Source organism: Aneurinibacillus migulanus (assembly GCF_001274715.1).
Taxonomy (GTDB): domain Bacteria; phylum Bacillota; class Bacilli; order Aneurinibacillales; family Aneurinibacillaceae; genus Aneurinibacillus; species Aneurinibacillus migulanus.
Genome location: NZ_LGUG01000004.1, coordinates 827,743 through 854,271 on the forward strand (window position 1 = coordinate 827,743; position 26,529 = coordinate 854,271).

Genomic DNA, 26,529 nt, shown 5'->3' on the forward strand with positions numbered 1-26,529 from the left:
AGGAGAGGAGTTATGCCCCTTGCTTCACGAAAGCTTAATCTACGATGCTATCGTTTACATTTACGCTTGCAGTATTCTGCTGTACTTTGCAGATTTTCTAAACCGTAGCCGGAAGGTAAATCGAATTGCCTTCTGGCTGCTTGCCGTTGTGTGGACGCTACAAAGCGTCTTTTTTGTCCTTAGTATGCTGGAAAAAGAGTATTTTCCTGTATTGACGTTATTTGAAACGCTCTTTTTTTATTCATGGATACTGGTTAGTTTTTCCTTGATTATCAATTATTTGTTTCGTATTGACTTATTGGTATTTTTCACGAACGTGCTCGGCTTTGCTGTACTGGCATTAAATTTCTTCGCCAATAAAGATGCTTCGCCAATGGTGACAGAGCGTCTAACATCGGAGCTTTTGTTCATTCATATTAGTCTGGCGTTGCTCGCATACGGTATGTTCTCACTTTCGTTTATCTTTTCGTTAATGTATCTGGTTGAAGACCGGATGCTGAAGCAGAAAATGTGGAATAAATGGTTGCAGAGACTCCCTGGGCTTGGCCTGCTTGACTTGTATTCGTACCGCCTGAACATGGTGGGAGTGCCGCTTTTACTCTTAGCTCTTATTTTGGGTGCCATCTGGGCGCATATTAAAGTAAGCGCAAATATTTGGCTTGATCCGAAGGTGCTTGTCTCGATAGCCGTACTCGCTGTCTATTCACTCTATCTATACCAGCGGGTTACGTATGGATGGGTTGGCCGGAAGCTGGCTTTGTGGAATGCAGCGGCGTTTTCTCTGATTTTGCTGAACTACTTGATCTCCGGATCGATTTTGTCTTTTCATCAGTGGTTATAGGGAGGAAGATATAACATGAGAAAAATTGTAGTAGGCTCCAGACAGAGCGCCCTGGCGTTGACGCAGACTAATTGGGTAATTGAACGTCTGAAAGCCTTTGGATTGCCATTCGAATTCGAAGTGAAGAAGATTGTTACAAAAGGCGATCGCATCCTGGATGTGACTCTATCTAAGGTAGGCGGGAAAGGACTTTTTGTCAAAGAAATTGAACAGGCGCTGCTCGATGGAGAAATTGATATGGCTGTACATAGTATGAAGGATATGCCGGCTGTGCTTCCGCCGGGTCTTACGATTGGCTGCGTACCGAAGCGGGTGGATGTGAGGGATGTACTTATTAGTGAAGATAACCAGCCACTTGATAAACTGCCGTCCGGAGCGATTGTGGGCACAAGCAGTCTACGCCGTGCAGCCCAGTTGAAAGCATTTCGCCCAGACCTTGTAATCGAGCCAATCCGTGGCAATATTGATACGCGGATGCGCAAGTTGAAAGAAGAAAGCTTCTCCGCGATTATTCTTGCGGCTGCTGGCCTAGAGCGCATGCAGTGGAATGGCAACATTACAGAATTTCTACCGGTAGAAATTAGCTTGCCTGCAGTTGGACAAGGGGCATTGGCCATTGAATGCCGTGCGGACGATAAGGAATTGTTAGCACTGCTGGATAAATTAAATGACAAGGATACAGCGCTTGCTGTTAAGGCAGAGCGTGCCTTTCTGCGTACGCTTGAAGGCGGATGTCAGGTACCAATCGCCGCTCATGCTACCGTCACAGATGACAAGGTTTCTTTAACGGGCCTTGTTGCCGATCCGGATGGTCATACGATACTGAAAGAAAATATGGAAAGCGACGATCCGGAAGCACTTGGCGTGAACCTGGCTTACAAACTAAAAGAGCAGGGCGCGGGTGACATTCTGGAAAAGGTATATAAGGAAAATCAGGCATGAACACGGACTATTCCCTCGCAGGCAAACGTATTGTAGTTACAAGAGCGCGTGAGCAAGCGGGAGAACTTATCCGTAAAATCGAAGAACGGGGGGGCGAGGCACTTGTCTGTCCGGTGATTCGATTCGTTCCTCCCACGGACTTGACAGTACTTGATGATGCACTGCGACGGCTTTCCACGTTTGACTGGATCTTTTTCACTAGTGTGAATGGAGTTGCCTTCTTCTTTCAGCGCATACAGGAACTTGAGGTGAATATGGATGAATTCACTGGTCGAATTACCGCAGTAGGAACAAAAACAGCCGCCGCGCTCGAAGCACGGGGGCTTTCTGTGCAACATATCCCGGGTAAATTTACAGCTGAACATCTGATTGAAACAATGCATGATAAGCTAAAACCGGGACAGAAGGTGCTTCTTCCCCGATCTGCCATTGGGCGAGATGTGTTACCTGAGGGTCTTATGGCGCTTGGTGTAGAAGTGACAGACGCGCCCGCTTATGATACGGTAAAGTCAGAGGAAAATATTGCCCAGCTCATGAGCGAACTGAAAGAAAAACAAGTTGATATAATTACATTTACAAGCCCGTCGACCGTACGTTACTTTCTGTCCAGTTTTAGCCTGACCGAAAGGCAGCGATATCTCGAAGGCGTGCATATCGCTGTTATCGGTCCAATTACAGAAAAGGCGGTACGGGAAGAAGGGCTTCAAGTCCATATAATAGGCAATGAATATAGCATTGACGGGCTGATTGAGGCCATGTCGAATTATACCGGGTGGCAATCCCGAAGGAGGATATGACGATGTCTTTATATTTTCAACGCCATCGCCGTCTGCGTACAACAGCAGCGATGAGAAACCTGGTCCGTGAAACGTATCTACATCCGAACGATTTCATCTATCCGCTGTTCGTAGTGGAAGGAAACAATGTGAAGCAAGAAATTTCTTCCATGCCGGGCGTATTCCATTATTCACTTGATAGATTGGAACAAGAAGTTCAGGAAGTGACCGAACTAGGAATTCAATCGCTTATTGTATTCGGCGTACCGAACGAAAAGGACGCATGCGGTTCGGAAGCGTATGCAGAGAATGGAATTGTTCAGCAAGCGATCCGCAAAATCAAAGGATGGTCACCTGAGCTTGTGACTATGGCTGATACTTGTCTGTGCCAATATACGGAACATGGGCATTGCGGTATGATTCATGAAGGATATGTCGATAACGACTCCAGCCTGGAATTGCTCGTGAAAACAGCTGTATCTCAGGCAGCTGCTGGTGCGGATGTGATTGCACCATCTAATATGATGGATGGATTCGTAGCTGCGATTCGCCATGGACTTGATGAAGCAGGCTTTATTAATACGCCGGTTATGTCATATGCGGTAAAATACGCATCCCAATTCTACGGACCGTTCCGTGACGCCGCGCATTCGACACCACAATTTGGCGATCGTAAGACATATCAGATGGATCCAGCCAATCGCAGGGAAGCATTGCGCGAAGCGGCTTCCGATGTACAAGAGGGCGCGGATATGCTGATGGTGAAGCCAGCTATGGCTTACATGGATATTATTCGTGAAGTGAAAGATAACTTCGATCTTCCTGTAGCGGCTTACAACGTAAGCGGAGAATATTCGATGATTAAGGCGGCTGCTGAACGCGGATGGGTAGATGAGAAAGGGATTACGCTTGAGCTTCTAACTGGTCTAAAACGGGCTGGGGCTGATATGATTCTTACGTATTCCGCAAAAGATGCTGCACGCTGGCTTAAGGAAATCGATTAGTGAGATAGAACAGGAGGAACACGGAATGCAAAGAGGATATGAGAAATCCATTCAAAGTTTCACCGAAGCGAAGAAATACATGCCAGGAGGTGTAAACAGTCCGGTACGTGCGTTTAAATCAGTAGGTATGAATCCGGTCTACATGGAGCGTGGTCTCGGTTCGAAAATTTACGATGTAGACGGTAATGAATATATTGATTATGTAGGCTCCTGGGGACCTCTTATTCTTGGACATTGCCATCCAGTGGTACAGGAAGCCCTACGTGAAGTGCTGGAAAAAGGCACAAGCTTCGGTGCACCGACCGTGCTGGAGACCGATATGGCCAAAATCGTGTGCGAGATTGTACCTTCTGTCGAAGTCGTACGGATGGTCAATTCCGGCACAGAAGCAACTATGAGTGCCCTGCGGCTGGCACGCGGTTACACGAAGCGTGACAAAATTATGAAGTTTGAAGGCTGCTATCATGGTCATGGCGATAGCTTGCTCATTAAAGCCGGTTCCGGTGTGGCAACGCTCGGTTTACCGGATAGCCCTGGTGTGCCTTCGTCTGTAGCGACCCATACGATTACTGTACCGTACAATGATTTGGAAAGCGTCAAAGTGGCGTTTGAACGCTTCGGTGATGAACTGGCCGCGGTTATTGTAGAGCCAGTAGCGGGCAATATGGGAATAGTTCCGGCACTTCCGGGCTTTTTGGAAGGTCTGCGAGAGATCACACAAGAACACGGCACTTTGCTTATTTTTGATGAGGTTATGACAGGCTTCCGTGTGGGATACCATTGTGCACAAGGGCATTTCGGTATTACGCCGGATTTAACGACAATGGGGAAAGTAATCGGCGGTGGTCTTCCGGTTGGTGCCTATGGCGGCAAAGAAGAAATCATGCGCCAAATCGCACCGGACGGTCCGGTATATCAGGCAGGAACACTCTCTGGTAACCCGTTGGCGATGGCTGCTGGTTATGCAACATTGAAAGAGTTAGGCAAGCCAGGTGTTTATGAGGAGTTGGAGCGTAAAAGCGCCCGTCTCGAAGAAGGCATTGCAGCGAATGCGAAAGAAATCGGGATTCAGGTTCAGCTTAACCGTGTAGGCTCAATGGTAGGCATATTCTTCAACGAGCAGAAAGTCATTAACTATGAGACTGCAAAGGCATCCGACTTGGAGCGCTTTGCAAAATATTTCCGTTTGATGCTGGATTATGGGGTATCTCTTCCACCATCTCAGTTTGAGGGGATGTTTGTATCCACGGCGCATACGGATGAAGATATCGAACGGACGATTGAAGCGAATTACCAGGCGTTAAAGCAACTATAAAAATAGGTGAGATAATGTTTAGAGATGTCCCGCAATTTGCGAGGCATCTCTTTTTTGTAATCTAGGGAGTTTTACAGCTAGTTTACATATTCCTGACTCTCCCTTTATCTTCTCTTCATACGAGAAAGATATAATTCAAAAGAACCGATTAGTCCAGGTAGTACTTCAACTTATATAAATTCACGAAAAAGGGAGAGTTGTGAATGAAGAAGCATGTTGTCTTTTTCGAAGTGGAAGGCGGAACGGACAAAGGTCTGGATGGTTACCGGCTGGATACGTTGCCAATGATCGAGTCGTTAAAGAAACGTGGCTGGACGGCAGAAGTCATCTTTTATTCCGATGAGAGGAAAGATGAAATCTTTGAGCGGGTGGTTCGGGGGGCTGATGCGTATGTTAGCCGTATCAATCCCGGGAATTTAAAAGATGAGGGCGCATACTTTCAACTGTTACGCCAGCTTTGCGAATTTGACGTAAAAGGAATACCGCACCCGGATGCGATGATTAGTTACGGCACAAAAGATGCGCTGGTCAAACTGCGTGACACTCCGCTTGTACCGGAAGATACGTTTGCCTACTATGATATTGCTTCTTTTAAGATTAATTTCCCGAAATCTCTGAAAAATGGAGAGCGTGTTCTAAAACAGAACAGAGGATCGACTGGAGAAGGGATATGGCGTGTACAGTTGACGAGCGATATCGGAGAAGTGGAAGAGGTACCACTGAATGCAATGCTGCGTTGCACGGAGGCAAAAGACAACCATGTGGAAGAACATACACTTGAAACGTTTATGAATTTTTGCGAGCAATATATCATAGGAGAGAATGGAATGTTGGTAGACATGCCATTTCTCCCGCGCATCAAGGAAGACGAGATTCGTCTTCTGATGTTGCACAAAACGCCGGTTAATATCGTTCATAAGAAACCGACTGAGGGTGCGGATGCATTCTCCGCCACGCTGTTCTCTGGGGCGAAATACCGATATGATGCTCCTGAGGAATGGAGTGCGCTTGTTTGTTCCTTTCTCGATAGCTTGCCAGTAATTACAGAGAAGCTGGGCGGTTATGATCTGCCGCTAATCTGGACGGCGGACTTTATTTTAGATACGGATGAGCAAGGGCATGATCGATATATTCTCGGCGAGATGAATTGCTCTTGTGTCGGATTTACTTCGCAGCTCTCCCTGAGTGAAAATATAGCGGATGAGATCATCAGTATTCTTTCTGAAGTAGAACCGGTCGAACAATTAATTAATTATTAGACTTCTATCCGTTCCGAGCGTGCTATAAAGTAAAATATATGCGCCGGAACGGTTTTTTGTGTACTTATTATATACATCTGATTTGATAAATCGACAAATTCTTGTGGTGAGGGATAAGAAAAGAATGAAGGGCGGTGGGCGGGAACGGTCGGAAAAAGACACGTCCGCCTTTTTTCTGCCGGGGCGCAGGGCGTATCCATTCTCTTCTTTCTCCATCTCTCCTACTTCCAACCACGCTACCATGTCAAAATATTAACTGTAACTTATATAATCATATCCGAACCACTCATTGAAGAAACACCATTCTTTTTATAGAAAATAAAAACTTTACGCTAAAATAAGCATATCCTCTTTTTTCTCCCTATATATTTTAAAGAAAGTTATTAGAGGAGGGAGGATTTCTTCAGCATGCAGGACAATCAAGAAGCCATTTTGACATTTCCTGTGCAGCACTCCGTTTTTATTTCACCTGACCAAAGCGAGATTGAGCAAATTGATGAGATAGAATTGACACCGCATATTCAGATCAAAGAGACGACCGAAGAGGTTATTGTATCTGGATATTTGATGCTCGAAGGAAAATATGCAGGCAAGCCTCCGAGATTTCCCGATATTTCGCTTGATGATCCAGAAGTCAAAGTTACGGGCTATGTTGACAGTGTTGTCTTTAATCCATTCGCCATGGACCCGGATGATTTTGAAACAGAGAACGAGCTAACGCCCTTTACAGAGAAAATACCTGTCCATATCTGCATTGCACGTAGCAAAATTGAAGATGTGGGACAAATCTACGCTTCTATTACTTCCTTTGATTACGATGTCCAATCAGCTCGTAAGCTTGCGATTATGGCGGAATTAGCATTGAACGGGGTAAGAAGCGAAGTGCCAACGCAGCCGAAAGAGAAACATGTTACTGAACTTCCTCGGCTATTTGAATATGTAGCTTCTAAACAAGAGGATGAAGAAGAAGCTGAGCAAACAACAGAGGAAGCAACAGAGGAAGCAACAGAGGAAGCAAGATTAGGGGAAACGGAACTAGAAACAGAAATGGAAGTAGAGGACTACATCGAAGAGCAACCGAATATTGAACCGATTACATTTAAACAGACTCCAGATTCCGACGCTTCTGCTTCAGAAGAGGAAACAACGGAAATACAGGAAACGGAGACAAAGTCTGAAATATCGTTGATAAAAGCAGAGATAGAGCAACAAAACGAAGAAGTGAATGAGCCACAGATTGAGCAAGCAACAGTCAAAGAAGTGGATAAGCCACAGATTGAACAGGTGAAAGCCGAAGAAGCGAATAAGCCACAGATTGAGCAAGCAACAGTCAAAGAAGTGGATAAGCCACAGATTGAACAGGTGAAAGCCGAAGAAGCGGATAAGCCGCAGATTGAACAGGTGAAAGCCGAAGAAGCGGATAAGCCGCAGACTGAACAGGTGAAAGCCGAAGAAGCGGATAAGTCACAGATTGAGCAAGCAAAAGTCGAAGAAGCGGATAAGCCGCAGACTGAACAAGTGAAAGCTGAAGAAGTGAGTGAACCACAGATTGAGCCGCCGAAAGCGAAAGAAGAATCATCACAGCCGCAGAAGGAGAAGAAAGAAGAAGAATCGATGCATGTACAGCAGGTAACTACAGAGTCAAGGCAACTACAGGAAGGACAGACGAGGGCGGTCGAAAGGCAAGAGGAAATAGAGCAGGAGGAGCCGCAAAATCAAGCTAAAGGAACAGAAGAAACGGAAGAAAACGAACGGCAGACGACTGTAAACGAAGCTTTAGACGAAGCTTTACCAGAAGAAGAAAAGGAAGAAGCGAAAGTTTCCATAACATTGAAGGGAACGAAGCGGGACCCGGTAACAGTCACAACTTCCCTGTTATCTTCCTATGCTCAACGAGAGGCGACTCCGACTGCAAAGCAGACAGAGGCAGAAGAAGTGCCCGAACGTGAGGAAGAGATGGAAGAAAGTGAAGACAATGAGCGCAACGAAACGGAAAAAAAAGAAGGGGCATTATATTTAACCTCCTTCATGAGACAGGAAAAAGAAGAGTTTACGCGTTTGAAAATGTGCATTGCTCAGCAGGATGAGACGCTTGACGGCATCGCTGACAAATACAACGTGAGTCCTGCCGATATTGCGATGGCAAACGGCTTGCATACGAACGCTACAGTAGCTAAAGGGCAAGTGTTATATATCCCGGTGAAATCTTAAGGTCTAAGGGGGAAGAAAGATGAATCTGCAGGAGGAAAGGCTGCGCAATCATCTGGACGGCTACCCCTTTACGATTCGCGAGGTTAGGCATGAAGAGAATGGATGGTATGTGCTGACTGACCGCGGTAGAAAGAGAATCATTTATTGTCAGGACGAAAACCTGATCCGCTGGTCACACAGCTGGCGAGAGTATTTGGTTAATCAGGGCTTTAGGCACGTAGAACGATATTTAGTGAACGGACAGGGTGAACACTGGGTTTCCGATTCCACAGGCTCGTATGCCTTGTCGGATTACTGGGAACAGGATTATGGCTGGTCGAAGCGTAATGAGCTTCAAATGGAGGGATACCGAACGTTCGGGGAATTACTAGCCTATATCCATCTATGCTTTGATAGTGTAGAAGAAGTGTACCGGGGACGTTATCGCAAAAAAGGGACACTAAATGAGACAAGGTTAAAAAGCAGCTATCGTCATTTGCATACCATTACAAAAGAAATAGAAAGCAGGCAGAGAGACACGAAGGATAACTGGCTGCTGTATAACCTTTCCCGTGTTGTGGAAAGGGTGCGGAAGGCGGAGGCGCTATACGAAGTAAGCGGGGTAGAAAATGACAGAACCCCGCTTTCGTTTGCGCATCTCCCCCTTTCTTCTCTCGTATATTGGGAGCCATGCTGGTATATTACAGGTTTACACAATCCGGTTCTTGTTCCGCGCCATGAGGATACGGTTGCGCTACTCGAACAAATCCATGAATTGAGCGGTACGGAAGGTGTGAACCAATTTCTGTCCGCTTATGCCAATGTACGCCGGATACCTGTTTCGGAGAAGAGTTACCTGCTGGCGCTTCTCTGCTATCCGCTTCCTATTCTTTCTGGCCTTGAGAGCCTCTCATATTCACCGGGAGAGAGGAAGCGTATTACGGCCGGATTTCAGCTACAAGGCCAGCGTGAAAAGGTGCTTCAGTGTGTCACGAAGATACGGGCCTTGTACGAGGAGGATTCCGGATAATGGAACTGGTGGAGTGGCAGGTAAAGCATTTGTTGCATGATTATGATTTATATTTATACGGGATAGATGAAATGGAAAAGAATCGGTGGAGAATAGAGACAAACAATGGTGTGTTTCTATTGGAGAAGACAGGTGAGCATCCGACGCAATTGTATTTTGTCGCTTCTTGGCTTCATTATTTATACACTCAGGGTGTTAAAAGCGTGGTTCCTTTCTGTGTCACGAAATATGGAGAACCGTATATTGCCACAAAGTACGGGATGTATACTCTGCAACCGTGGATAGATGAGACGGAAGCCATTTGGCACGTACCGGAATGGGAAGCTAAGGTGTTGAGTGAAGTGGGGCGCATCCATCAGGTAAGCATCCAGGCGCAAGTAAGGTGGCGAGGATATGCACCGGTATCGCTTGAGCAGATTAGACAGCGATGGAAGAATAGTATAGCCCAGATTACTTTAATAGCAGAAGTAGCGGAACAGAACCATGGTGCGGAGGTCTTCGAGAAAATGGTGAAGAGAAGTATCGAACAGGTTCTTCATTTTGCGGAATATGCTGTCCAAGAGTTATCAGAGGCGGCTGTACGACTGGAAGGAAGGCATCTTATGCGTGCCTTATGTCATGGACGCATCCACCGCCGTAACATTATTGTCGGAGCGACCGGTGCCTTTTATATTACCCGTTTTGAGCGGGCTAACCTCGATACGCCTGTGCGGGATTTGGCGATTTTCTTCCGACGCTATGCTCCTCGTTGTGAGTGGAGTATAAGAAGGGGGCGAAAGTGGTTGGCCGCATATGAAGAAGAGAATCCATTGACAGAGGAGGAACGTTTGCTATTATCCTGCTATTTGTTGTTTCCTGAACGCCTTGCTCATGTGGCGCGTACCTATTTGAATACCGCGGAAGGGGACCGTGAACACAACGTACAACAATGGACGCAAACGTGGCAAAAGCACCTTCGGCTGCTTTCAGAAATGCATCAGTTTGCTTTGGCTATCAAACAAAAGTAAGCCGCAGCCGGACCGGGTTGCGGCTTACTTCTATATCCAATCGCATAGAATGGCAGCATACAACAGGGCGAGCAGCGTTAGTAGAACGACATCAAAAGAAGTGGGAAAAAGAAGAGTGCGGATGAATTGAAAGATAATAAATGGGACAATAAGCTGCAAAGCGCCGTAGCGGACTTTTACATAGAACGGATGGTATCGCCAGCGTCCTTTCATCGCAGAGGCTCCTTTCTGAAAGGGGGGTCTGCTGTCAGTATACGCGGGCATAAGCGGAGGGGTGAATAGAATCTTAGACAAAACAAGTGCGTTATAGGATAATATTCTTGCAAAAAAGATAAGCCAAAAGGATAAGTTGTAAAAAACTCATTCTTTTGGCTTATCTTTTTGTTTATGGTAATTGTCACCAAGTCGACAAACTTTCTCTACAAATGATAATTGACCCTATTAGATGGGCGATATATCCTAAAAGCGTAGCAATTAATAGGTGCCAGGGCACAACTTAACACTATTATCGCATTGTTTTATATGTAGTGTCAAGTTATTACTGCATCTATAGTGTTAAATTTATATTTTTCATATTTTGGTAATTTAATGCTATAGCGGTAAGTGTCTTTTAAGGCGAAATATTACTTAAACATTAAAGGGGGAGGTTCACAACATGTTAAGTAATGCTCCATTCAGTACCGCGAAGAATTTCTGGTACACCTCATTGTTCTGGCTGATTGTGTCGATGCTGGCCGGTCTTGTTGTGGCGATTAAGCAAATTGACCCTAATTTCTTGTACTTTCAGGGTCAGGACGCTTTGAATTTCGCATTGACATACGCCCACATTCGTATCATTCACACCAATGGGATTTTGCTGGCGTGGTTGTCGATGGCGATGGTTGGCGCGATGTTCTACATGATTCCGAAGCTGACGCGCACACCGCTGTGGAGTGAAAGATTAGGCAATCTGACTTGCCTTATCTGGAACTTGGCCATTGCGGCCGCTGTTGTTGTTATCTGCATGGGATATTCATCTGGGGTGGAATATGCCGAGCTGCCGTTGGTTCTAGATCTTGGGGTTGTTGTTCTGTGTGTATTGATGTCGGTTAATCTTTTCATGACTATCGCAAAGCGTCAGGAAAAGCAATTATACGTTTCTATTTGGTATTTTGTTGGTTCTTTAATCTGGTTACCACTCGTATATACGGTCGGTAACATCCCGTCTTCTATTGTAGGTGGTGCTGCACAAGCGAACATGAACTGGTTCTATGGCCATAACGTACTCGGTTTGTGGTTCACTACGGTAGGTATCGGCCAGATTTACTATCTGTTGCCTAAGTTGACAGGCAAGCCGTTATACAGTCATAAACTTTCGCTTATCGGCTTTTGGACCATCGCGACGATTTATGTGTGGAATGGCCCTCACCATCTGGTGAACGGTCCGATTCCGGTATGGCTGATGAAAGCGGGTATCATTCCTTCCGTTCTGCTAATTATTCCGGTGTGGACTGTGCTTGCGAATGTATTTGGTACGATGCGTGGTGTATGGCATAAAGTAGCTGAAGACGTAAACATGAAGTTTCTCGTTACAGCCGCCATCTTTTATCTCATGGCATGTCTGCAAGGACCTTTCCAGGCAATGATGCAGGTTAGTGCGGTTGTTAAATTTACGCACTGGGTTGTAGGGCATGCGCACATGGCTCCGTTTGCTGCGTTCTCTTTTGTCTGCTTCGTAACGATTTATTATGCGATTCCACGTCTTACGGGACGCAATATTTATAGCAAAGCTTTAATGAATTGGCACTATTATTTCTCTGTTATTGGTTTCTTGATGTTTGCCTTTACGCTCTGGATTGCAGGAGTTATCCAAGGTTTCGCCTGGATGGAAGGTACGCCGTTCATGGAGACGATTAATACGGTTCGATCGCTGATTGTATGGCGAGCTGTTGGCGGAACGATGATGATTGTTGGTCAGTTCTTCTTTGTGTTTAACCTCTGGAAAACTGTGAAGGTAGGTACGAAATTTGCTTCTGACGAAGAAAGTGTAGTCGCTTAATTTATCCCGAGGAGGGGACAACTTTGGAAAGAAACGCGTTAGCTATTTACCTTGCTGCTATTGCGCTCTTTATGATGGGAACGTTCGCGACAATCATCCTTCCGTTCTTTGATAAAGAGATGATGACGCCGACCGCAAATGCGGAAGCGCGGAAGTATGATCCGGATTCCCCGGAAGCGAAAGGGCGTCAAGTATATATTGCAAACGGATGTAACACTTGCCATACGCAGGTCGTACGCCCTGTTAAGGCCGATCTGGCAATGAACATTGGTCCTGTAAGCGTGCCGGGCGATTATGTTAATGATCGTCCACACTTGTTCGGTTCGAATCGTACGGGTCCAGATTTGATGTGGGTAGGCGCTCGTACAAGCAAAGAATGGAATCTGGAACACTTGAAAGATCCGCAAAAAATTGTTCCAGGCTCCATTATGCCAAAATACGATTACTTGAGCGATGAAGATTTGAATAATCTTGTCGCATACTTGATGAGCCTGAAACCGGCTCCGGTAAAATAATCGGGAAAAGGAGGCGACAAGATGTCTGATAAACAGAATAACCATGAACATCATGAAGAGCACTTTGATGAAGTAATGGGCATGAAGCAAGGCCATGGAAAAGTCCCTCGTTTCCTGATTGTGGTGTATGCTGTACTCGCCATCTGGGCTGTCGGGTATGCACTGACTGTAAAAGGAATCGATGAACGTCCGGCGGGCGGAGAAGCAGCGCAGGGCGTGAGTGCAGAGGTTGGGAAGGGGTTATCTAGCCAATGTCTGGCTTGTCATGGTGCTGATTTTAAAGGTGGTATGGGCGGTGTAGCTCCAACGTTACATGGGGTAGTGGATAAGCTGAAGCCGGAAGGAGTCAAAGAAGTATTGGTTAAAGGGCGCGGCAGCATGCCGGCGCTTGGAGCTTCTTGGACACCAGATCAGCAAGATTCCATGGTTGAGTTCTTGAAGACGTTGAAGTAAGAGAGCAAAGACCAGATGGTGAACGTTCATCTGGTCTTTTTTGCTTTGTGTGTTGCCGATAGTTATAATAGGGAAAAATGCGGAAAAGAGTGGTGGATAGGCATGCTGAGCGGCGTACAGATTATTTATTACATCCTTTGGTTTACGGTTATTAGCGGGCTTTTCTTCATGATGATTAAGATTCTAACGTCGCGGGATTGACACAAACACCTCAGTAAAGTTTATTAGCACTTTGTTATAATGAAAAAAGATGCTGAAAGACTTAGAAGGGTAGACGAAGAATGAAAAAGCTTTCTACGGTAGCCTGGCGTAATTTAAAGCGAAAAATGTCCCGTACTGTTCTGCTCGCGGGTAGTGCCGCCATTACGGCGTTTATTTTGTTTGTAAGTTATTTTTTTGTGTTTTCAATGGAAAGAAGTATTGACGCAAGCTCTAGTCGTCTCGGTGCAGGCCTGATGGTTGTGCCCAAAGGATTTGGCGGACAAGCAGGTGATATGATTATTTCTGGTACGCCGACTAAGTTCTACATGCCGGAAAGCGTAGTGGGTAAGATACGCACTATCGGAGAAGTAGAGATTGCTTCCCCGCAGTTGTATCTGGAAACGGTATCAACTGTATGCTGTCAGACATCCGGTGATTTTCCGGTTGTTGCCTATGATCCGAAAACTGATTTTACGCTCAAGAATTGGACAGCTACTGAGAAGCAAATTGGAAAATATGATTTAATCGCTGGTTCGGAAGCGGGCGGCAAGAATTATATTTATCATTTTGATAATGAATTTATGGAAGAATGGGTCACATTGTTCGGCAAGGATTTCATGCTGAAGAACATGATTTTTCCGACAGGAATGGGGACGGATAAGACATTATTCATTACGATGGATGCTGCGCGTGAGCTTAATCATAAAAAGAACAAGCTGGATTTCCCGGAAGGCTCCATCTCTATCGTTCTTGTTAAAACCAAGCCGGGCATGGAAGAGTTTGTGAAACGACAAATCGAACGATTGAATCTAAATGTAGATGTAGTAAAAGGAAGTGGCTTGCAGGAAACGGTGAACAAGCAGGTATTTCCGGTAAAAATGATGAGCTATATGATGATTGGTCTGGTACTGATTATGAGCGCTTTGCAAGTGATGACAATGTTTACTGCGCTTATTAGCGAGCGGCAGAAAGAGATCGGTATGCTGCGGGCTATGGGGGCTTCACGCGCCGTTACATTTCGTTTGCTGCTGATGGAAGCAGGCTTCGCTTCTGTTATTGGGGCATCTATCGGTTCACTCGCAGCTGGAGCAGCGCTATATGACAACCGCATTTTGATTCTGCAGCTGTTGCAGCTACCGATGCTATTTCCGGATTGGTCGACAGGGATTCTAATCGGACTTGGAACGACTGCGGTAACGACGCTCATTGCGATAGCAGCTGCCTTCTTCCCGGTGCGGTCCGCGTTAAAGCTACAGCCTTATGAAGCGATTCGGGAGGGCGAGTAGTGATGATTACACTTGAACATATTTGTAAAATATACAAGATTGGCCGGGAGAGAAAAGTGCACGCGCTACATGATATAAGTGAAACGGTGCATGAAGGTGAATTCGTCGCTGTTGTCGGACCTTCGGGCAGCGGCAAATCGACGTTTCTTGCGATGGCAGGATTATTGGAGCGTCCGACAGAAGGCGTCGTGCGTTTTGACGGTAAAGATGTAACTGACTTGCGAGATAGAGAACGAACTCGTATTCGGGCGGAGCGTTGTGGATTCATCTTCCAGTTTCCCAGCTTAATACCGACACTTAATGCCCTGGAGAATGTATTGCTTCCAAAAACTGTACATCGTACGTACCAGAACAGCGATGAAAAGTGGGGCAAGGAAGTACTGGAGAGGGTGGGGCTTAAGGATAAGCTCGAGAATCTTCCGTACCAATTAAGCGGGGGTGAACAGCGTAGGGTTGCGCTCGCCCGGGCGCTTATTAATAAGCCTGATGTAATATTAGCGGATGAACCGACTGGTGCGGTTGATGCATACAATGCTAGTGTAATCATAAGTTTATTTAAAGAGTGGAATGCCCAGGGGAAGACGGTAATTATGGTTACGCATGACATGAAGCTGGCAGATGAAGCAGGCCGCATCATTGAGCTTGCGGATGGCCGTCTGAAACAGGACCCGGAATAGTGGAAAGGGATATTGACTATTTCTTCTGGAACTGGGTACAATGGATAAGAAACAATAACAATGTATATCGGCAATGAAGAGGAAGAGTATGTTGGGATGCCATACCAGAGAGCGGGCCGGAGGTGGAAGGCTTGCATGGATGTACCGATAGAAGGTAGCCTCTGAGCTGTTTGCCTGAACGAGGAAGTAGGGCAGACCGGGACGCACCCGTTATCATGATACAAGTGAGCCTGTTGTTACGACGTTATGCGCGCTTTAACAAGGCTAACAAAGGTGGTACCGCGAATATACTCCTTCGTCCTTTGATAGGACGGGGGAGTTTTTTTATTTATGGAGTAAGCAAGTATTTTTTACGGAGGTATATGTATGTCCAATCAGCCAAACCAATCAGAAATGCCAACAAAATACGAACCGAAACAGGCGGAAGCCAAATGGTACCCATTCTGGCGCGACAACGGTTACTTCAAAGCCGAGCGGAACCCGGATAAAACGCCGTTTACTATTGTAATTCCGCCGCCGAACGTAACAGGAAACCTGCACATTGGCCATGCGCTGAACAATACGCTGCAGGATATTATGATTCGTTTTAAGAGAATGCAAGGCTATGATGCGCTCTGGCTCCCGGGTATGGATCATGCGGGTATCGCCACGCAGGCGCGCGTAGAAGGGACACTGCGTGAAGAAGGTATCTCACGCCATGACCTAGGTCGTGAGAAGTTCGTGGAGAAAGTATGGGAATGGAAAGAACACTATGCGAATATCATCCGCGAACAGTGGACGAAGATGGGTTTATCGATCGACTATAGCCGTGAACGCTTCACACTTGATGAAGGGCTCTCTGATGCAGTACGGGAAGTATTTGTTCGCCTATATGAGAAAGGACTTATCTATCGCGGAAAATATATTATCAACTGGGACCCGGCTACCCGTACAGCCCTCTCGGATATCGAAGTAGAGTACAAGGATGTACAAGGTGCGTTGTATCATCTGCGCTATCCGTTGAAAGATGGCACAGGCTATATTGAAGTAGCGACTACGCGACCGGAGACGATGCTTGGTGATACGGCTGTAGCAGTACATCCAGAAGATGAACGTTATCAACACTTAATTGGAAAGACAGTTATCCTTCCAATTGTCGGCCGCGAGATTCCAATCGTTGCTGATGATTATGTTGATCGTGAATTCGGAAGTGGTGCAGTGAAGATTACACCAGCACACGATCCGAATGACTTCGAACTTGGTCAGCGCCACAGCCTGCCGCAAGTGCTTGTTATGGATGAATCTGGAAGAATGAATGAGAACGCAAATATTTATCAGGGGCAGGACCGCTTCGAATGCCGCAAAAATATCGTACATGACCTACAGGAGCAGGGAGTCCTTTTCAAAATTGAAGAACATATGCATTCCGTAGGCCACAGTGAACGCAGCGGTGCGGTTGTGGAGCCTTATTTATCTACGCAATGGTTCGTTAAAATGGGGCCATTGGCCGAGCGTGCAATCGAAGCACAAAAATCAAAAGAAGGCGTCCAGTTTGTTCCGGATCGATTCGAGAAAATCTATCTGCACTGGATTGAAAATGTACGTGACTGGTGTATCTCCCGTCAGCTGTGGTGGGGACATCGTATTCCGGCCTGGTACTGCGAAGATTGCGGTGAGATGACTGTATCCCGTGAAGATATTCATCAATGCCCGAAATGCTCCAGCCAAAATCTAACACAAGATACGGACGTGCTAGATACATGGTTCAGCTCCGCTCTTTGGCCGTTCTCTACACTCGGCTGGCCGGATGAGACGGAAGATATGAAGCATTTCTATCCGACCGATGTGCTTGTAACCGGGTATGATATTATCTATTTCTGGGTGGCACGCATGATCTTCACGGCGCTCGAATTTACCGATCAAAAGCCGTTTGAGCACGTATTAATTACAGGTCTAGTGCGTGATGCTGAAGGCCGCAAAATGTCCAAATCGCTCGGCAACGGTGTCGATCCGATGGAAGTAATCGAACAATACGGTGCTGATGCTATGCGCTATATGCTAGCGACAGGCTGCACCCCTGGAAATGACCAGCGTTTCCGCTGGGAGCGTGTCGAAAGCGCACGTAACTTTGCGAACAAAATTTGGAATGCTTCCCGTTTTGCACTAATGAACATGGAAGGCTTCCGCTATGAAGAAATCGATATTAACCGCGAGAAACTTGGTATTGCTGACAAATGGATTTTGCATCGCCTGAATGAAACGGTGAAAGATACGACTCGTCTACTCGATAGCTTCGAATACGGAGAAGTTGGTCGTGTACTTTATAACTTCGTATGGGATGAGTTGTGCGACTGGTATATCGAGGTAGCGAAGCTGCCGTTATACGGCGATGACGAGGGAGCCAAGAAGACAACGCGTTCAGTACTTGCATATGTGCTCGACCGGACAATGCGCCTGCTGCATCCGTTTATGCCGTTCATTACGGAAGAAATTTGGCAACATCTGCCGCATGAAGGTGACAGCCTAATCGTTGCCTCCTGGCCGGAAGTAAAACCGGAATTAGAAGATGAGCCTTCCGTGAAACAAATGGAGCTATTAATGAGCGTAATCCGCAGCGTACGTAACATTCGAGCAGAAGTGAACGTACCAATGAGCAAGAAAATCGAATTGCTCATCAAAGCAAATGATGAAGAGATGCTGTCGTATCTTGAGAGCGGAAAGGCGTATATTGAACGCTTCTGTAATCCGGAAGTGTTAAGTATCGGCACGGGTATTGCGGCGCCAGAAAAGGCAATGTCAGCGGTTGTCAGCGGTGCAGAACTATATCTGCCACTCGCAGGCCTCATCGACATTGAGCAAGAAATTGCCCGTCTGGAAAAAGAGCTAGCAGCACTTAATGGCGAGGTAGAACGAGTTCAGAAGAAGCTGTCTAATAAAGGCTTTGTTGAAAAAGCGCCAGCACAAGTCATTGAGCAGGAACGCGCGAAAGAAGCCGACTATCTTGAGAAGCAAGCTAAAGTAAAAGCAAGAATCGAAGAGCTTAAAGGGTGAGCAGAACGTGACTGAACAATCATTGGAACAGGCACTTTCCTGGTTGGCCGGATTGGAGAGATTCTCCATTCGGCCCGGCCTTGAAAGAATGGAATATATGATGGAGCGCCTCGGGCATCCCGAGCGCCGATTGAAATTTATTCATATCGCCGGTACGAACGGAAAAGGATCGACGGCTGCATTTCTGTACTCGATTTTGCGGCAGACAGGGCAGGATGTTGGCTTGTTTGTCTCTCCGTATATTACGTCCTTTCATGAACGGATTCAGTATAACGGAGACTATATTGCAACAGAAGACCTAGTTGCGCTCATTGGCAGGCTGGAGCCTATCGTTGAAGATATGAAAGAAAGTGAGCTCGGTGCACCGACGGAGTTTGAAGTGGTGACGGCGCTGGCGCTTCTATATTTTGCGACGGTGACATACCCGGATCTTGTCATTTGGGAGACAGGTCTTGGCGGCCGGCTTGATTCTACCAATATCGTTCACCCGCTTGCCTGCATTATCACAAATATCGGGTTCGATCATATGAATATACTGGGAGGAGATTTTCCCGCTATTGCCCGGGAAAAGGCCGGAATTATCAAAAGTGGTGTTCCACTCATTACCGGGAAAATGCCCGGTGAAGCGTTAGAAATCATCGAAGAAGTCGCCAAATCGCGCCGTGCTACCATATACCGCGCGGAGGTAGAATATAAAGCGCTGCGAACGCAGCGCGAAGGCCGGGAGATAATGGACTTTACCGGCTTATTCGAAAGGATAAATGGCTGTGAACTGGGGCTTACTGGCGCGCATCAGGTGGACAATGCCGCCGGAGCGCTCATGACGCTCCAAGTGCTGAATCGTTATTTTGCCTTATATGTTGAAGAAGAACATATTCGTAAAGGATTGCGGGAAGCGAGATGGCCAGGCCGGTTCGAAAGAATCAGCAGCGCTCCGGACATCGTTTTGGATGGTGCACATAACGTAGATGGCGTGCGTGCGCTTGTGCAAACGGTACGGGACTATTATCCGGGGCGGAAAGTTTCTCTTGTTTTTTCCGCGCTAGCAGATAAAAATTATGCAGAGATGGTTGACCTACTGGCTCCGCTGTGTGAGCGAGTATGGGTGACGAAGACAAACCATCCGCGCGCGGCCAGCGCTACAGAACTTGCGGCCGCTTTCGAAGCTTCTGCTCCCGATATATCCGTACAGGCGGAAGAAGATTGGCGGGAAGCGTGGAGGCAGGCAATACATACGGTCACTCCACAGGAGGTGCTTCTGGTGGCCGGGTCTTTATACTTTATATCAGATATACGAAATGAGTGGAAAGAAAACAGGAAAGCTGGTGATGAATAAGATGGACACTGAGGTACAAAAACAGCACGAGCACAAACGAGAACATGTTCATTTTATTGGCATTGGCGGGTATGGAATGAGCGCCATTGCCCGTGTCATGCTGGATATGGGTTGTTATGTCACGGGCTCTGATGTAGCTCGAAAAGAACTGACGGATAAATTGCAGAAAAAAGGCGCGCAGGTGTTCATCGGCCATCAGGCAGAAAATGTCGCAGGTGCAGACCTAGTCGTGTATTCGACCGATATTCCGAAAGAGAACGTAGAGTTAGCTGCGGCTAGGGCGCAGGCGATTCCGTTGATTCATCGTTCCAAAATGCTGGCGCGCTTGCTGAACGAGAAGAAGGGCGTAGCGGTAGCTGGTGCCCACGGCAAGACGACGACCTCATCCATGATCGCACTAGTGATGGAAAAAACGGGAACCGATCCGACGTATCTTATCGGTGGCGAGATTATGGATATCGGCAGCAATGCGAAAGCCGGTCAGGGCGATTTCGTTGTAGCGGAAGCGGATGAAAGCGATGGCACATTCCTGGAATATTTCCCGCATATTGCAGTCGTAACGAATATTGAGCCAGACCATCTTGAAAACTATGACGGAGATTTCGAGAACTTGAAGAAAGCGTATCGCCAGTTCCTCTCCCAGGTAAAAGAGAACGGTACGGCAGTCGTCTGCATTGACGATGATTATGTAGAGGAGACGCTGGCGGAGAAAAAAGCGAATGTATCACTTATTACGTATGCAATCGACAAGCAGGCTGACTACATGGCCAGCAACATCGAACCGGGCGATCGCATGATTTCATTCGATGTAACACATAAGGGCCAATTGCTGGGCCGGATGAAGCTATCCGTGCCAGGTATCCATAATGTGTACAATGCGCTGGCGACGGTAGCGGTATGCATGCAAGCGGGCCTTACGTTTGAAGAAATCGCTGAGGCTATTATCGCATTCCGTGGCGCGAAACGTCGTTTCCAGGTGATTGGCGAGGTAAATGACATTTTGGTCGTGGATGATTATGCACATCATCCGACCGAGATTGAGGCGACCCTGGAGGCGGCCCGTTCGACGAATCGTCGTACGGTTGCGATTTTCCAGCCGCAGCGCTATACGCGTACGTTCTTCCTATTGGATGCGTTTAGCAGAGCGTTCAGCGAAGCGGACGAGGTTATCATCGTTGATATTTATTCTCCGGCAAATGATCCTGAGATCGAAGGTGTCAGCGCTGAGAAGCTGGTAGAGCTGATTAAGCAGAATAGCAATGCGAATGCGAAGTATATTTCTTCGAAGGAAGAAGTGGTCGAGCATTTGAAGCGTACGGTTGCAGCCGGTGATCTTGTGCTGACGATGGGCGCGGGCGATATTTGGAAGGCTGCGGTACAGCTGGTTGAAGTATTAGAACAGAAATAATATACAATAGCCCCCTTCTTTTATTAAAGATAAAGAAGGGGGCTATTATTATGGAACCATATAAAGTTGAAATTTCTTCAATATATACATAAAAAGTTTTGTTATTCTCTAGAATCGATACAAAAAATAGGTATTTTGATTTATTATATTAGGAAGGGAGATTTATTCTTATTATAGAAGGGGAGGGGAGAAAATGAGGAAATTAGCAACGACAGGTGTATTATTTTGTATGATTTTCGCTATTTTCTTTACAGGATTAGGAAATTTTTCAACAAGTGCAAACAATGCGGCTGATAACGTTGACGCTTTCACACAGTATAAAACAACAATGCAAAAAGGGCAGGTCGAGACGTTCACAGCTAAGGTTGATCCGGCAAATGCAGACTCTGTACGTTGGACTGTTTCAGATCCAAACGTTTTAACACTCAGTAGTAACAAGGGAAGCTCCGTGCAGGTTACAGCCGTAAAAGAAGGGAAAGCGATCGTAAACATGTATCAGGGGAACGGAAGTAATGGGGAAGACAATGAAGTTACGTTCCCTGATCCTTCGTCAGGAGTAACGACACTTGAACATTGGCAGGAAGCAGGAAATGATACAATTCGCTACTCTTCTTTATATGTAAAAGGAACAACGAGTATCAGCGGCACACCGAATGTCACACTTGATCAGAATGGCTATTTTAATGGGGCAACTAATATAAGCGGGAACACTAACATGATGATCGGCAATGATGCTTATTTTAATAACGTGGTCAATATTAGTGGAAATCCTGATATCCTTATTAAAGGAAACGCCTACTTTTTCAAAAACCTTACTATCAGTGGTAACCCTGATGTTCATATTAAAGGTGATGCTTATTTCCTTGATGATATAACGCTAAATGGCAAAAAAAATATTTGTGTTGATGGAACAGTTTATTATAAGAAAAATAAACCTGTCTTTAATTCTTCATGTACTCCTAATTTTGAAAAAATAGGTGAGAAAGAAGGAGACGGAAATAAATCTGCGCAAATTACAGTAACAGTAGTTGAAGGTACACAATCGGAAGTTGGACTGAATGGCATCGTAGATCCGAAACAACAGACCATTGAAAAACCGAAAAACGAAGCTGCCACAGGAACCGTTAACATTCGGCTAACACCATATGGCAAACCTGCTGCCTCCGAATTGACTCGTGAACCCGTTGATCTTGTATTTGTCATCGACAAATCCGGTTCAATGATACAAAAGGAAGATAAGATGGGGAAGGCGAAAGAAGCAGCAAAAAAGGCTGTTGATATTCTGCTCGAAGACAATTCCGGCAGCCAGAATATAGGTGATAGAATTGGACTTGTATCATTCGATACAACGGCAAAAAAATTAAATGATTTAACAGATAACAATGGATATCCTAACTTTACAACAGTAAAAAACAACATTGGTAAAATTGCTGCTAATGGGGGAACGAATTACTGGGCTGCTTTAAATATGGCTAACTCCATGTTTCCAGCTGGCGAAAAACGTAAATATATTATCTTTTTAACAGATGGCGTTCCAACGCATGGAAAAAAAGGTGGAGGAAACAGTGAAGCAAACATTCAGAAAGCGCAACGAGATGCGGAAGAAGCAGCAGGGGAATTGGCGAAAAACTCGATTAAGCTTTATTCCATTGGCTTCGGAAAAGACGTGCGAATGAATAACCTGGAGCGCCTTTCTTCTCTTACTGGTGGTGCGGCTTATGAGGGAACAATGGACAATTTGAACTCGCTTTTTGCTCAAATCACGCGTGAGATTAAGCAGATTTCATTAGGAGAAGTAAAGGTAAAAGTAAAGCTGCCTTCTTCCGATGTACAACTGGCTCCAGATTCGGATGCGGTTGTTGATGAAGCCGGCTATATTATTGTAAACTTCCCTGACATTCCGGTAGGTTCGGATGGTCCGATTATTTCGGAAGAGCTGCAAGCAAATTTAGTAAAAAAGTTACAATTAAAATTTAATAATACAAAAACGTATACGTTTGATGATATTAAGTTAATGTATAATACGTTAGATAATCAAACAAAAACGAAAAATTTACCTCCAGTTACAATCAATGTAGTTTCCAAAGGGATTCCAGTGCAAGGAATTGAACTGGATAAGCAAAAACTTACGCTTGAAGTGATACCAGACGAACCTGGTTCTCCTAAATCAGTAGGAGAAGTAACCGTGCGTTTCATACCGGAAGATGCAACTAATAAAAATGTAACCTGGGAAGTAAAAGATCGTTCGATTGCCGAGTTTACGCCAGAAGGCACAAATAAAATTAAAATCACCGCTAAGCGTTCAGGCAAAACAGAAATTATTGTTACTGCGGAGGAAAAAGGAAAAGAAGGGCAGGTATATACGGAGCGCTGCACGATTCATGTGAACATGCATCCGAAGTTTTCAGGTAATATGGAAGTTGTGCATAATCGTTATTATGCGATTGTAAATCCTCAGTTAAATACTGTCCTTCCAAGTACACATGAAACAAATAATCCTGCTTTGGAAACAAGGTGGTATGTATTGAGGCCGGATGGACAGTGGGAACTTATGAAGGATACAGCCGCTGGTCAACCAATTACAGGTTATTTTAAACAGCGCCAATTAACTCAGGAGTTAAACGCAGCTAGGAAAACTCCGTTTGCTGTGTGGGCTGTAACGGTCGATAAAAAACTCGATCTTACTAAAATGCCGGGAAATATGACAGAGGATGAAAAGTTCGGTGAGCGAAAGCCACAAATACAAGAAGTAGAAAAATATGATATCCAGAACTTCGTACTGCCGATCAATGCAGGAAGCACTGATTCATCAGGTGACAACCGTGCAGCTACCATTTCTGGAGGCTACAAAGTGATGGAGTTGCCTAGCCTGATTAAGCTAAAAGTGGTTAAGGCGGAGATTGTGCTTAAGGATGCTTCTTCTGGTGAGAAAAAATTATCTATTCCTCTTGACAGTGTAAATAAAGAGTTAGATACAGTAGGACAGCAGGATATAAAAACAAAACTAATAAAAGCTCCGGATAGCCAAACAGTGAAGTACCGCGTGTTCTTGGAGATGCGTCTACAACCTGTATCAGGTAAATTTGACATGAGTCATGCACCTGAAGGGGTTATAAAGGAAATTCCAATTAATGAGGAAATCGCACCTATTGTTGTGGTAAAAGGGAAAAACAATTTGCGTTAATAAAAAGAAGAGACAGTCACTGTTATAGTGGCTGTCTCTTCTCTACATTATGATGATGTAAATGTTATATCACTTTTCACATTTTCATATTTCTCGTCGTACATATCGATAAAAAATTGATCGCCCGGCGGAAGACCTGGGGTAGCTCGTTCGAAAATGCCTCGGCTGAACTGAATACTGAGCCGTGATGCGAGGGAGTCGGTTTCACGTTTTGTATTTAACTCCATATATTTTGCTGTACTGGAGCCGTTTGCAATTCCACCACGAATAAGGTTGATTGATTTTACAGAATACAGTTCGAGAGTACTGTCGGAATAAAGAAATGCGGAAAATGGAGGAACTTTCTCTTTGTTATCCTCATCCTTTTTATACGGAAGAAACCATTTCTCCAGCTTAACAGGGTCGTTATATTCCCTACTAGTATAACGGTCTGTAAGCGTGATTTTTCCACCGGCGATAATTGCCAAATTGTTCTCTTTATCCGGGTTTTCGCGAGACGAATTGGACGCCTCGCGAATGGTTACATCCCCTGTAACATAAATGGTGCCTGTCATATCGATATCCTTGATGATATCCAGGTCTCCATCAATAAAAATACTACCGTGAAACGTGAATGGGTTTTCAGTATTTGCTGCATTACTCGTAAATGCGTCTTTGTCTCCCATTTCCACCGTTGCTTTGTAATCAGGTGTATCAGGTGCGATGAAAAGTTGCTTTCCATTTTCATGATATAAAACATCACCAGTAAGCCGAACCGTTAAAGAGGGAGGCTCCCCTGCTTCCAATTTTTCCTGCCTTGAGATAAGGAAAATTTTATCGGTACCTGTAGGCGGGTCTACTTTTACAAAGCCAGTAGCTTCTCCTTCTCCAAAGAAAATAGATTCATTATTCTCCACTGTGAAGTCTGGAGACGTTGGACGATTAGCTTCAATTATATCCTTAATATATTTTTTAACTGTTAATTCTTGATCAGCCCATTTACGGAACAGAGTCGTTGGGATATCGTCTTTTTCCACAGTTTCAAGAAAAGGCGGCTCATAGCCTGGTAAATAAGGCTTGGGTGCGCTTAATTCGGTCTTTGTATCATCTGCCAACGTTAGGGGCGTCATAATGCCTGCACTCCGTAATGCCTGACGGGTAGCAATTGGCGTACCGCCTTGCAGCGATTTCTCAGTGGGTGCTTCAGCTTTCGGTGTTCCTGTTTGATAGATTCCATTTTTTGTAGCGGTATCTGTGTCATTGGACAGAAAAAGGTTGCCCTCGATATATGGTTTATTCCATGCCTCACCGGCTGTCTTCCATTCCTGTGTTTTATCTTCAGTTTCCTCTGAATAACGATAATCAGTACTTGTAACAACGACAGGAGCCAGCACATTGCCAATGATGTTAGTTCCCCCGAAGAGACGCAGTTCATTACTGGTGCTTACAGCATAATGAAAAGGGGCAGGAACGGTATTGATGTACACCGTTGAAGTTAATTTCACTTGCTTTTGCAACGTTTTGAAACTTCCTGCGTTTTCTCCTCCTTTTGGAACTCCAAGTACGGATACCTTTAGCTTGCGTACGTATGGCTGACTTGTTCCACTCTTCCCATCTTTGTAGGGAAGAGCATTTTCACCACTATCGTCTAAGCAGTCCACATAACCGATAGCAAAACCCGTATTCGGGGAACCGGGAAGAGGTGTGAACTTATATAAGTTTTTGTTTTCATCTTGATTTGCCGCAATTTTATCAACATATTGCTGTAGCAACTCGTCCCCCTTCCCCGGATTTTCCATTGCCTGCCGTAAGGGATGAGAAGGATTAGCAAGGTCCTCCGGCGTAACACGAGATAATTCTGTCTCCAGCTTCTCCTTAAAATAGAGCATCCCCATCTCTGCTAGCATTTTTCCATCCGTTTCTTCGTTAGTATATGTTCTTACTTTACTAGACTGCATCGTTATACTGAGAACAGATAGGCCAAGAACGGTAAATAACACAAGAATAAAAAGCACCGTTATCAGGGCAAGACCTTTTTCATTTTTAAGTATGTGCATC

General features: G+C 45.4%; 22 protein-coding genes and 1 other annotated feature. Of the genes, 20 read left to right on the plus strand and 2 right to left on the minus strand.

Annotation, left to right across the window (positions count from 1 at the left end; translation table 11 throughout):
* Nucleotides 1-19: 19 nt before the first annotated feature.
* The 10 genes from AF333_RS05785 (at nucleotide 20) to AF333_RS05830 (ending at nucleotide 10,364) form a co-directional block, all read left to right on the plus strand.
* Nucleotides 20-841: a cytochrome C assembly family protein gene (locus tag AF333_RS05785; RefSeq protein WP_043067302.1), complete on the plus strand. Its 822-nt coding sequence runs from the start codon at nucleotides 20-22 to the stop codon at nucleotides 839-841.
* A 15-nt stretch (nucleotides 842-856) separates the two neighbouring features.
* A complete protein-coding gene (hemC, locus tag AF333_RS05790) occupies nucleotides 857-1,783 on the plus strand; it encodes a hydroxymethylbilane synthase (protein ID WP_043067303.1) in 927 nt (308 codons plus the stop codon).
* Nucleotides 1,780-2,580 carry a uroporphyrinogen-III synthase gene (locus AF333_RS05795; protein WP_043067304.1) on the plus strand — a complete coding sequence of 267 codons (801 nt, stop codon included), beginning with the start codon at nucleotides 1,780-1,782 and terminating at the stop codon, nucleotides 2,578-2,580. Before hemC ends, AF333_RS05795 begins: the two co-directional genes overlap by 4 nt.
* Before the next feature lie 2 nt (nucleotides 2,581-2,582).
* Complete coding sequence (hemB, locus tag AF333_RS05800) at nucleotides 2,583-3,563, plus strand: porphobilinogen synthase (RefSeq protein WP_043067305.1); 981 nt, start codon at nucleotides 2,583-2,585, stop codon at nucleotides 3,561-3,563.
* A 25-nt stretch (nucleotides 3,564-3,588) separates the two neighbouring features.
* Nucleotides 3,589-4,878 (plus strand): glutamate-1-semialdehyde 2,1-aminomutase, encoded by a 1,290-nt coding sequence (hemL, locus tag AF333_RS05805; RefSeq protein ID WP_043067306.1) that lies wholly within the window; start codon nucleotides 3,589-3,591, stop codon nucleotides 4,876-4,878.
* A 203-nt stretch (nucleotides 4,879-5,081) separates the two neighbouring features.
* Nucleotides 5,082-6,137 carry a Cj0069 family protein gene (locus tag AF333_RS05810; protein WP_043067307.1) on the plus strand — a complete coding sequence of 352 codons (1,056 nt, stop codon included), beginning with the start codon at nucleotides 5,082-5,084 and terminating at the stop codon, nucleotides 6,135-6,137.
* Between the two features lie 82 nt (nucleotides 6,138-6,219).
* Complete coding sequence (locus AF333_RS34745; RefSeq protein WP_235496168.1) at nucleotides 6,220-6,393, plus strand: hypothetical protein; 174 nt, start codon at nucleotides 6,220-6,222, stop codon at nucleotides 6,391-6,393.
* 152 nt (nucleotides 6,394-6,545) lie between these two features.
* On the plus strand, nucleotides 6,546-8,348 hold the full coding sequence (locus tag AF333_RS05820; protein ID WP_043067309.1) for a LysM peptidoglycan-binding domain-containing protein: 1,803 nt from the start codon (nucleotides 6,546-6,548) through the stop codon (nucleotides 8,346-8,348).
* A 19-nt stretch (nucleotides 8,349-8,367) separates the two neighbouring features.
* On the plus strand, nucleotides 8,368-9,357 hold the full coding sequence (locus AF333_RS05825; protein ID WP_043067310.1) for a hypothetical protein: 990 nt from the start codon (nucleotides 8,368-8,370) through the stop codon (nucleotides 9,355-9,357).
* Complete coding sequence (locus AF333_RS05830; RefSeq protein ID WP_043067311.1) at nucleotides 9,357-10,364, plus strand: phosphotransferase; 1,008 nt, start codon at nucleotides 9,357-9,359, stop codon at nucleotides 10,362-10,364. Before AF333_RS05825 ends, AF333_RS05830 begins: the two co-directional genes overlap by 1 nt.
* A 30-nt stretch (nucleotides 10,365-10,394) precedes the next feature.
* Here the strand turns inward: AF333_RS05830 and AF333_RS05835 are convergent, their stop codons facing one another.
* Nucleotides 10,395-10,577 (minus strand): hypothetical protein, encoded by a 183-nt coding sequence (locus AF333_RS05835; RefSeq protein WP_043067312.1) that lies wholly within the window; start codon nucleotides 10,575-10,577, stop codon nucleotides 10,395-10,397.
* A gap of 442 nt (nucleotides 10,578-11,019) precedes the next feature.
* On the opposite strand from AF333_RS05835, the gene AF333_RS05840 reads away from it, so the two are divergent.
* From AF333_RS05840 to AF333_RS05885, 10 genes are all read left to right on the plus strand, one after another.
* Entirely contained in the window at nucleotides 11,020-12,402 is a 1,383-nt protein-coding gene (locus AF333_RS05840; RefSeq protein ID WP_043067313.1) for a cbb3-type cytochrome c oxidase subunit I, read from the plus strand.
* A 23-nt stretch (nucleotides 12,403-12,425) separates the two neighbouring features.
* Nucleotides 12,426-12,917, plus strand: coding sequence for a cbb3-type cytochrome c oxidase subunit II (locus tag AF333_RS05845; protein ID WP_052812232.1), 492 nt, complete (start codon nucleotides 12,426-12,428; stop codon nucleotides 12,915-12,917).
* Nucleotides 12,918-12,938: 21 nt separating this feature from the next.
* A complete protein-coding gene (locus tag AF333_RS05850; RefSeq protein ID WP_052520289.1) occupies nucleotides 12,939-13,370 on the plus strand; it encodes a c-type cytochrome in 432 nt (143 codons plus the stop codon).
* A 15-nt stretch (nucleotides 13,371-13,385) separates the two neighbouring features.
* Nucleotides 13,386-13,571: a hypothetical protein gene (locus AF333_RS05855; protein WP_043067314.1), complete on the plus strand. Its 186-nt coding sequence runs from the start codon at nucleotides 13,386-13,388 to the stop codon at nucleotides 13,569-13,571.
* An 80-nt stretch (nucleotides 13,572-13,651) separates the two neighbouring features.
* Nucleotides 13,652-14,857: an ABC transporter permease gene (locus AF333_RS05860; protein ID WP_043067315.1), complete on the plus strand. Its 1,206-nt coding sequence runs from the start codon at nucleotides 13,652-13,654 to the stop codon at nucleotides 14,855-14,857.
* A 2-nt stretch (nucleotides 14,858-14,859) separates the two neighbouring features.
* Nucleotides 14,860-15,534 (plus strand): ABC transporter ATP-binding protein, encoded by a 675-nt coding sequence (locus AF333_RS05865; RefSeq protein ID WP_043067316.1) that lies wholly within the window; start codon nucleotides 14,860-14,862, stop codon nucleotides 15,532-15,534.
* Nucleotides 15,535-15,598: 64 nt separating this feature from the next.
* Nucleotides 15,599-15,840: a binding site (T-box leader), on the plus strand.
* Between the two features lie 60 nt (nucleotides 15,841-15,900).
* Nucleotides 15,901-18,564, plus strand: coding sequence for a valine--tRNA ligase (locus tag AF333_RS05870; protein ID WP_043067317.1), 2,664 nt, complete (start codon nucleotides 15,901-15,903; stop codon nucleotides 18,562-18,564).
* A gap of 7 nt (nucleotides 18,565-18,571) precedes the next feature.
* Nucleotides 18,572-19,900 carry a bifunctional folylpolyglutamate synthase/dihydrofolate synthase gene (locus tag AF333_RS05875; RefSeq protein WP_043067318.1) on the plus strand — a complete coding sequence of 443 codons (1,329 nt, stop codon included), beginning with the start codon at nucleotides 18,572-18,574 and terminating at the stop codon, nucleotides 19,898-19,900.
* A gap of 1 nt (nucleotide 19,901) precedes the next feature.
* Nucleotides 19,902-21,308, plus strand: coding sequence for a UDP-N-acetylmuramate--L-alanine ligase (murC, locus tag AF333_RS05880; RefSeq protein ID WP_043067462.1), 1,407 nt, complete (start codon nucleotides 19,902-19,904; stop codon nucleotides 21,306-21,308).
* Between the two features lie 193 nt (nucleotides 21,309-21,501).
* Entirely contained in the window at nucleotides 21,502-24,492 is a 2,991-nt protein-coding gene (locus tag AF333_RS05885; RefSeq protein ID WP_043067319.1) for a VWA domain-containing protein, read from the plus strand.
* A 47-nt stretch (nucleotides 24,493-24,539) separates the two neighbouring features.
* On the opposite strand, the gene AF333_RS05890 is transcribed toward AF333_RS05885, so the two are convergent.
* Nucleotides 24,540-26,528 carry a pilus assembly PilX N-terminal domain-containing protein gene (locus AF333_RS05890; protein ID WP_043067320.1) on the minus strand — a complete coding sequence of 663 codons (1,989 nt, stop codon included), beginning with the start codon at nucleotides 26,526-26,528 and terminating at the stop codon, nucleotides 24,540-24,542.
* Between the last annotated feature and the right edge of the window lies 1 nt (nucleotide 26,529).

Bases quoted from the DNA above. Each gene is read 5' to 3' on its own strand.
- AF333_RS05795 (WP_043067304.1), top strand. From the start codon at position 1,780: ATGAACACGGACTATTCCCTCGCAGGCAAACGTATTGTAGTTACAAGA.
- AF333_RS05865 (WP_043067316.1), top strand. From the start codon at position 14,860: ATGATTACACTTGAACATATTTGTAAAATATACAAGATTGGCCGGGAG.
- hemB (WP_043067305.1), top strand. From the start codon at position 2,583: ATGTCTTTATATTTTCAACGCCATCGCCGTCTGCGTACAACAGCAGCG.
- murC (WP_043067462.1), top strand. From the start codon at position 19,902: ATGGACACTGAGGTACAAAAACAGCACGAGCACAAACGAGAACATGTT.
- AF333_RS05855 (WP_043067314.1), top strand. From the start codon at position 13,386: ATGGTGAACGTTCATCTGGTCTTTTTTGCTTTGTGTGTTGCCGATAGT.
- AF333_RS05870 (WP_043067317.1), top strand. From the start codon at position 15,901: ATGTCCAATCAGCCAAACCAATCAGAAATGCCAACAAAATACGAACCG.
- AF333_RS05820 (WP_043067309.1), top strand. From the start codon at position 6,546: ATGCAGGACAATCAAGAAGCCATTTTGACATTTCCTGTGCAGCACTCC.
- AF333_RS05850 (WP_052520289.1), top strand. From the start codon at position 12,939: ATGTCTGATAAACAGAATAACCATGAACATCATGAAGAGCACTTTGAT.
- AF333_RS05825 (WP_043067310.1), top strand. From the start codon at position 8,368: ATGAATCTGCAGGAGGAAAGGCTGCGCAATCATCTGGACGGCTACCCC.
- hemL (WP_043067306.1), top strand. From the start codon at position 3,589: ATGCAAAGAGGATATGAGAAATCCATTCAAAGTTTCACCGAAGCGAAG.
- AF333_RS05830 (WP_043067311.1), top strand. From the start codon at position 9,357: ATGGAACTGGTGGAGTGGCAGGTAAAGCATTTGTTGCATGATTATGAT.
- AF333_RS05885 (WP_043067319.1), top strand. From the start codon at position 21,502: ATGAGGAAATTAGCAACGACAGGTGTATTATTTTGTATGATTTTCGCT.
- AF333_RS05835 (WP_043067312.1), bottom strand. From the start codon at position 10,577: ATGAAAGGACGCTGGCGATACCATCCGTTCTATGTAAAAGTCCGCTAC.
- AF333_RS05840 (WP_043067313.1), top strand. From the start codon at position 11,020: ATGTTAAGTAATGCTCCATTCAGTACCGCGAAGAATTTCTGGTACACC.
- AF333_RS05860 (WP_043067315.1), top strand. From the start codon at position 13,652: ATGAAAAAGCTTTCTACGGTAGCCTGGCGTAATTTAAAGCGAAAAATG.
- hemC (WP_043067303.1), top strand. From the start codon at position 857: ATGAGAAAAATTGTAGTAGGCTCCAGACAGAGCGCCCTGGCGTTGACG.
- AF333_RS05810 (WP_043067307.1), top strand. From the start codon at position 5,082: ATGAAGAAGCATGTTGTCTTTTTCGAAGTGGAAGGCGGAACGGACAAA.
- AF333_RS05890 (WP_043067320.1), bottom strand. From the start codon at position 26,528: ATGCACATACTTAAAAATGAAAAAGGTCTTGCCCTGATAACGGTGCTT.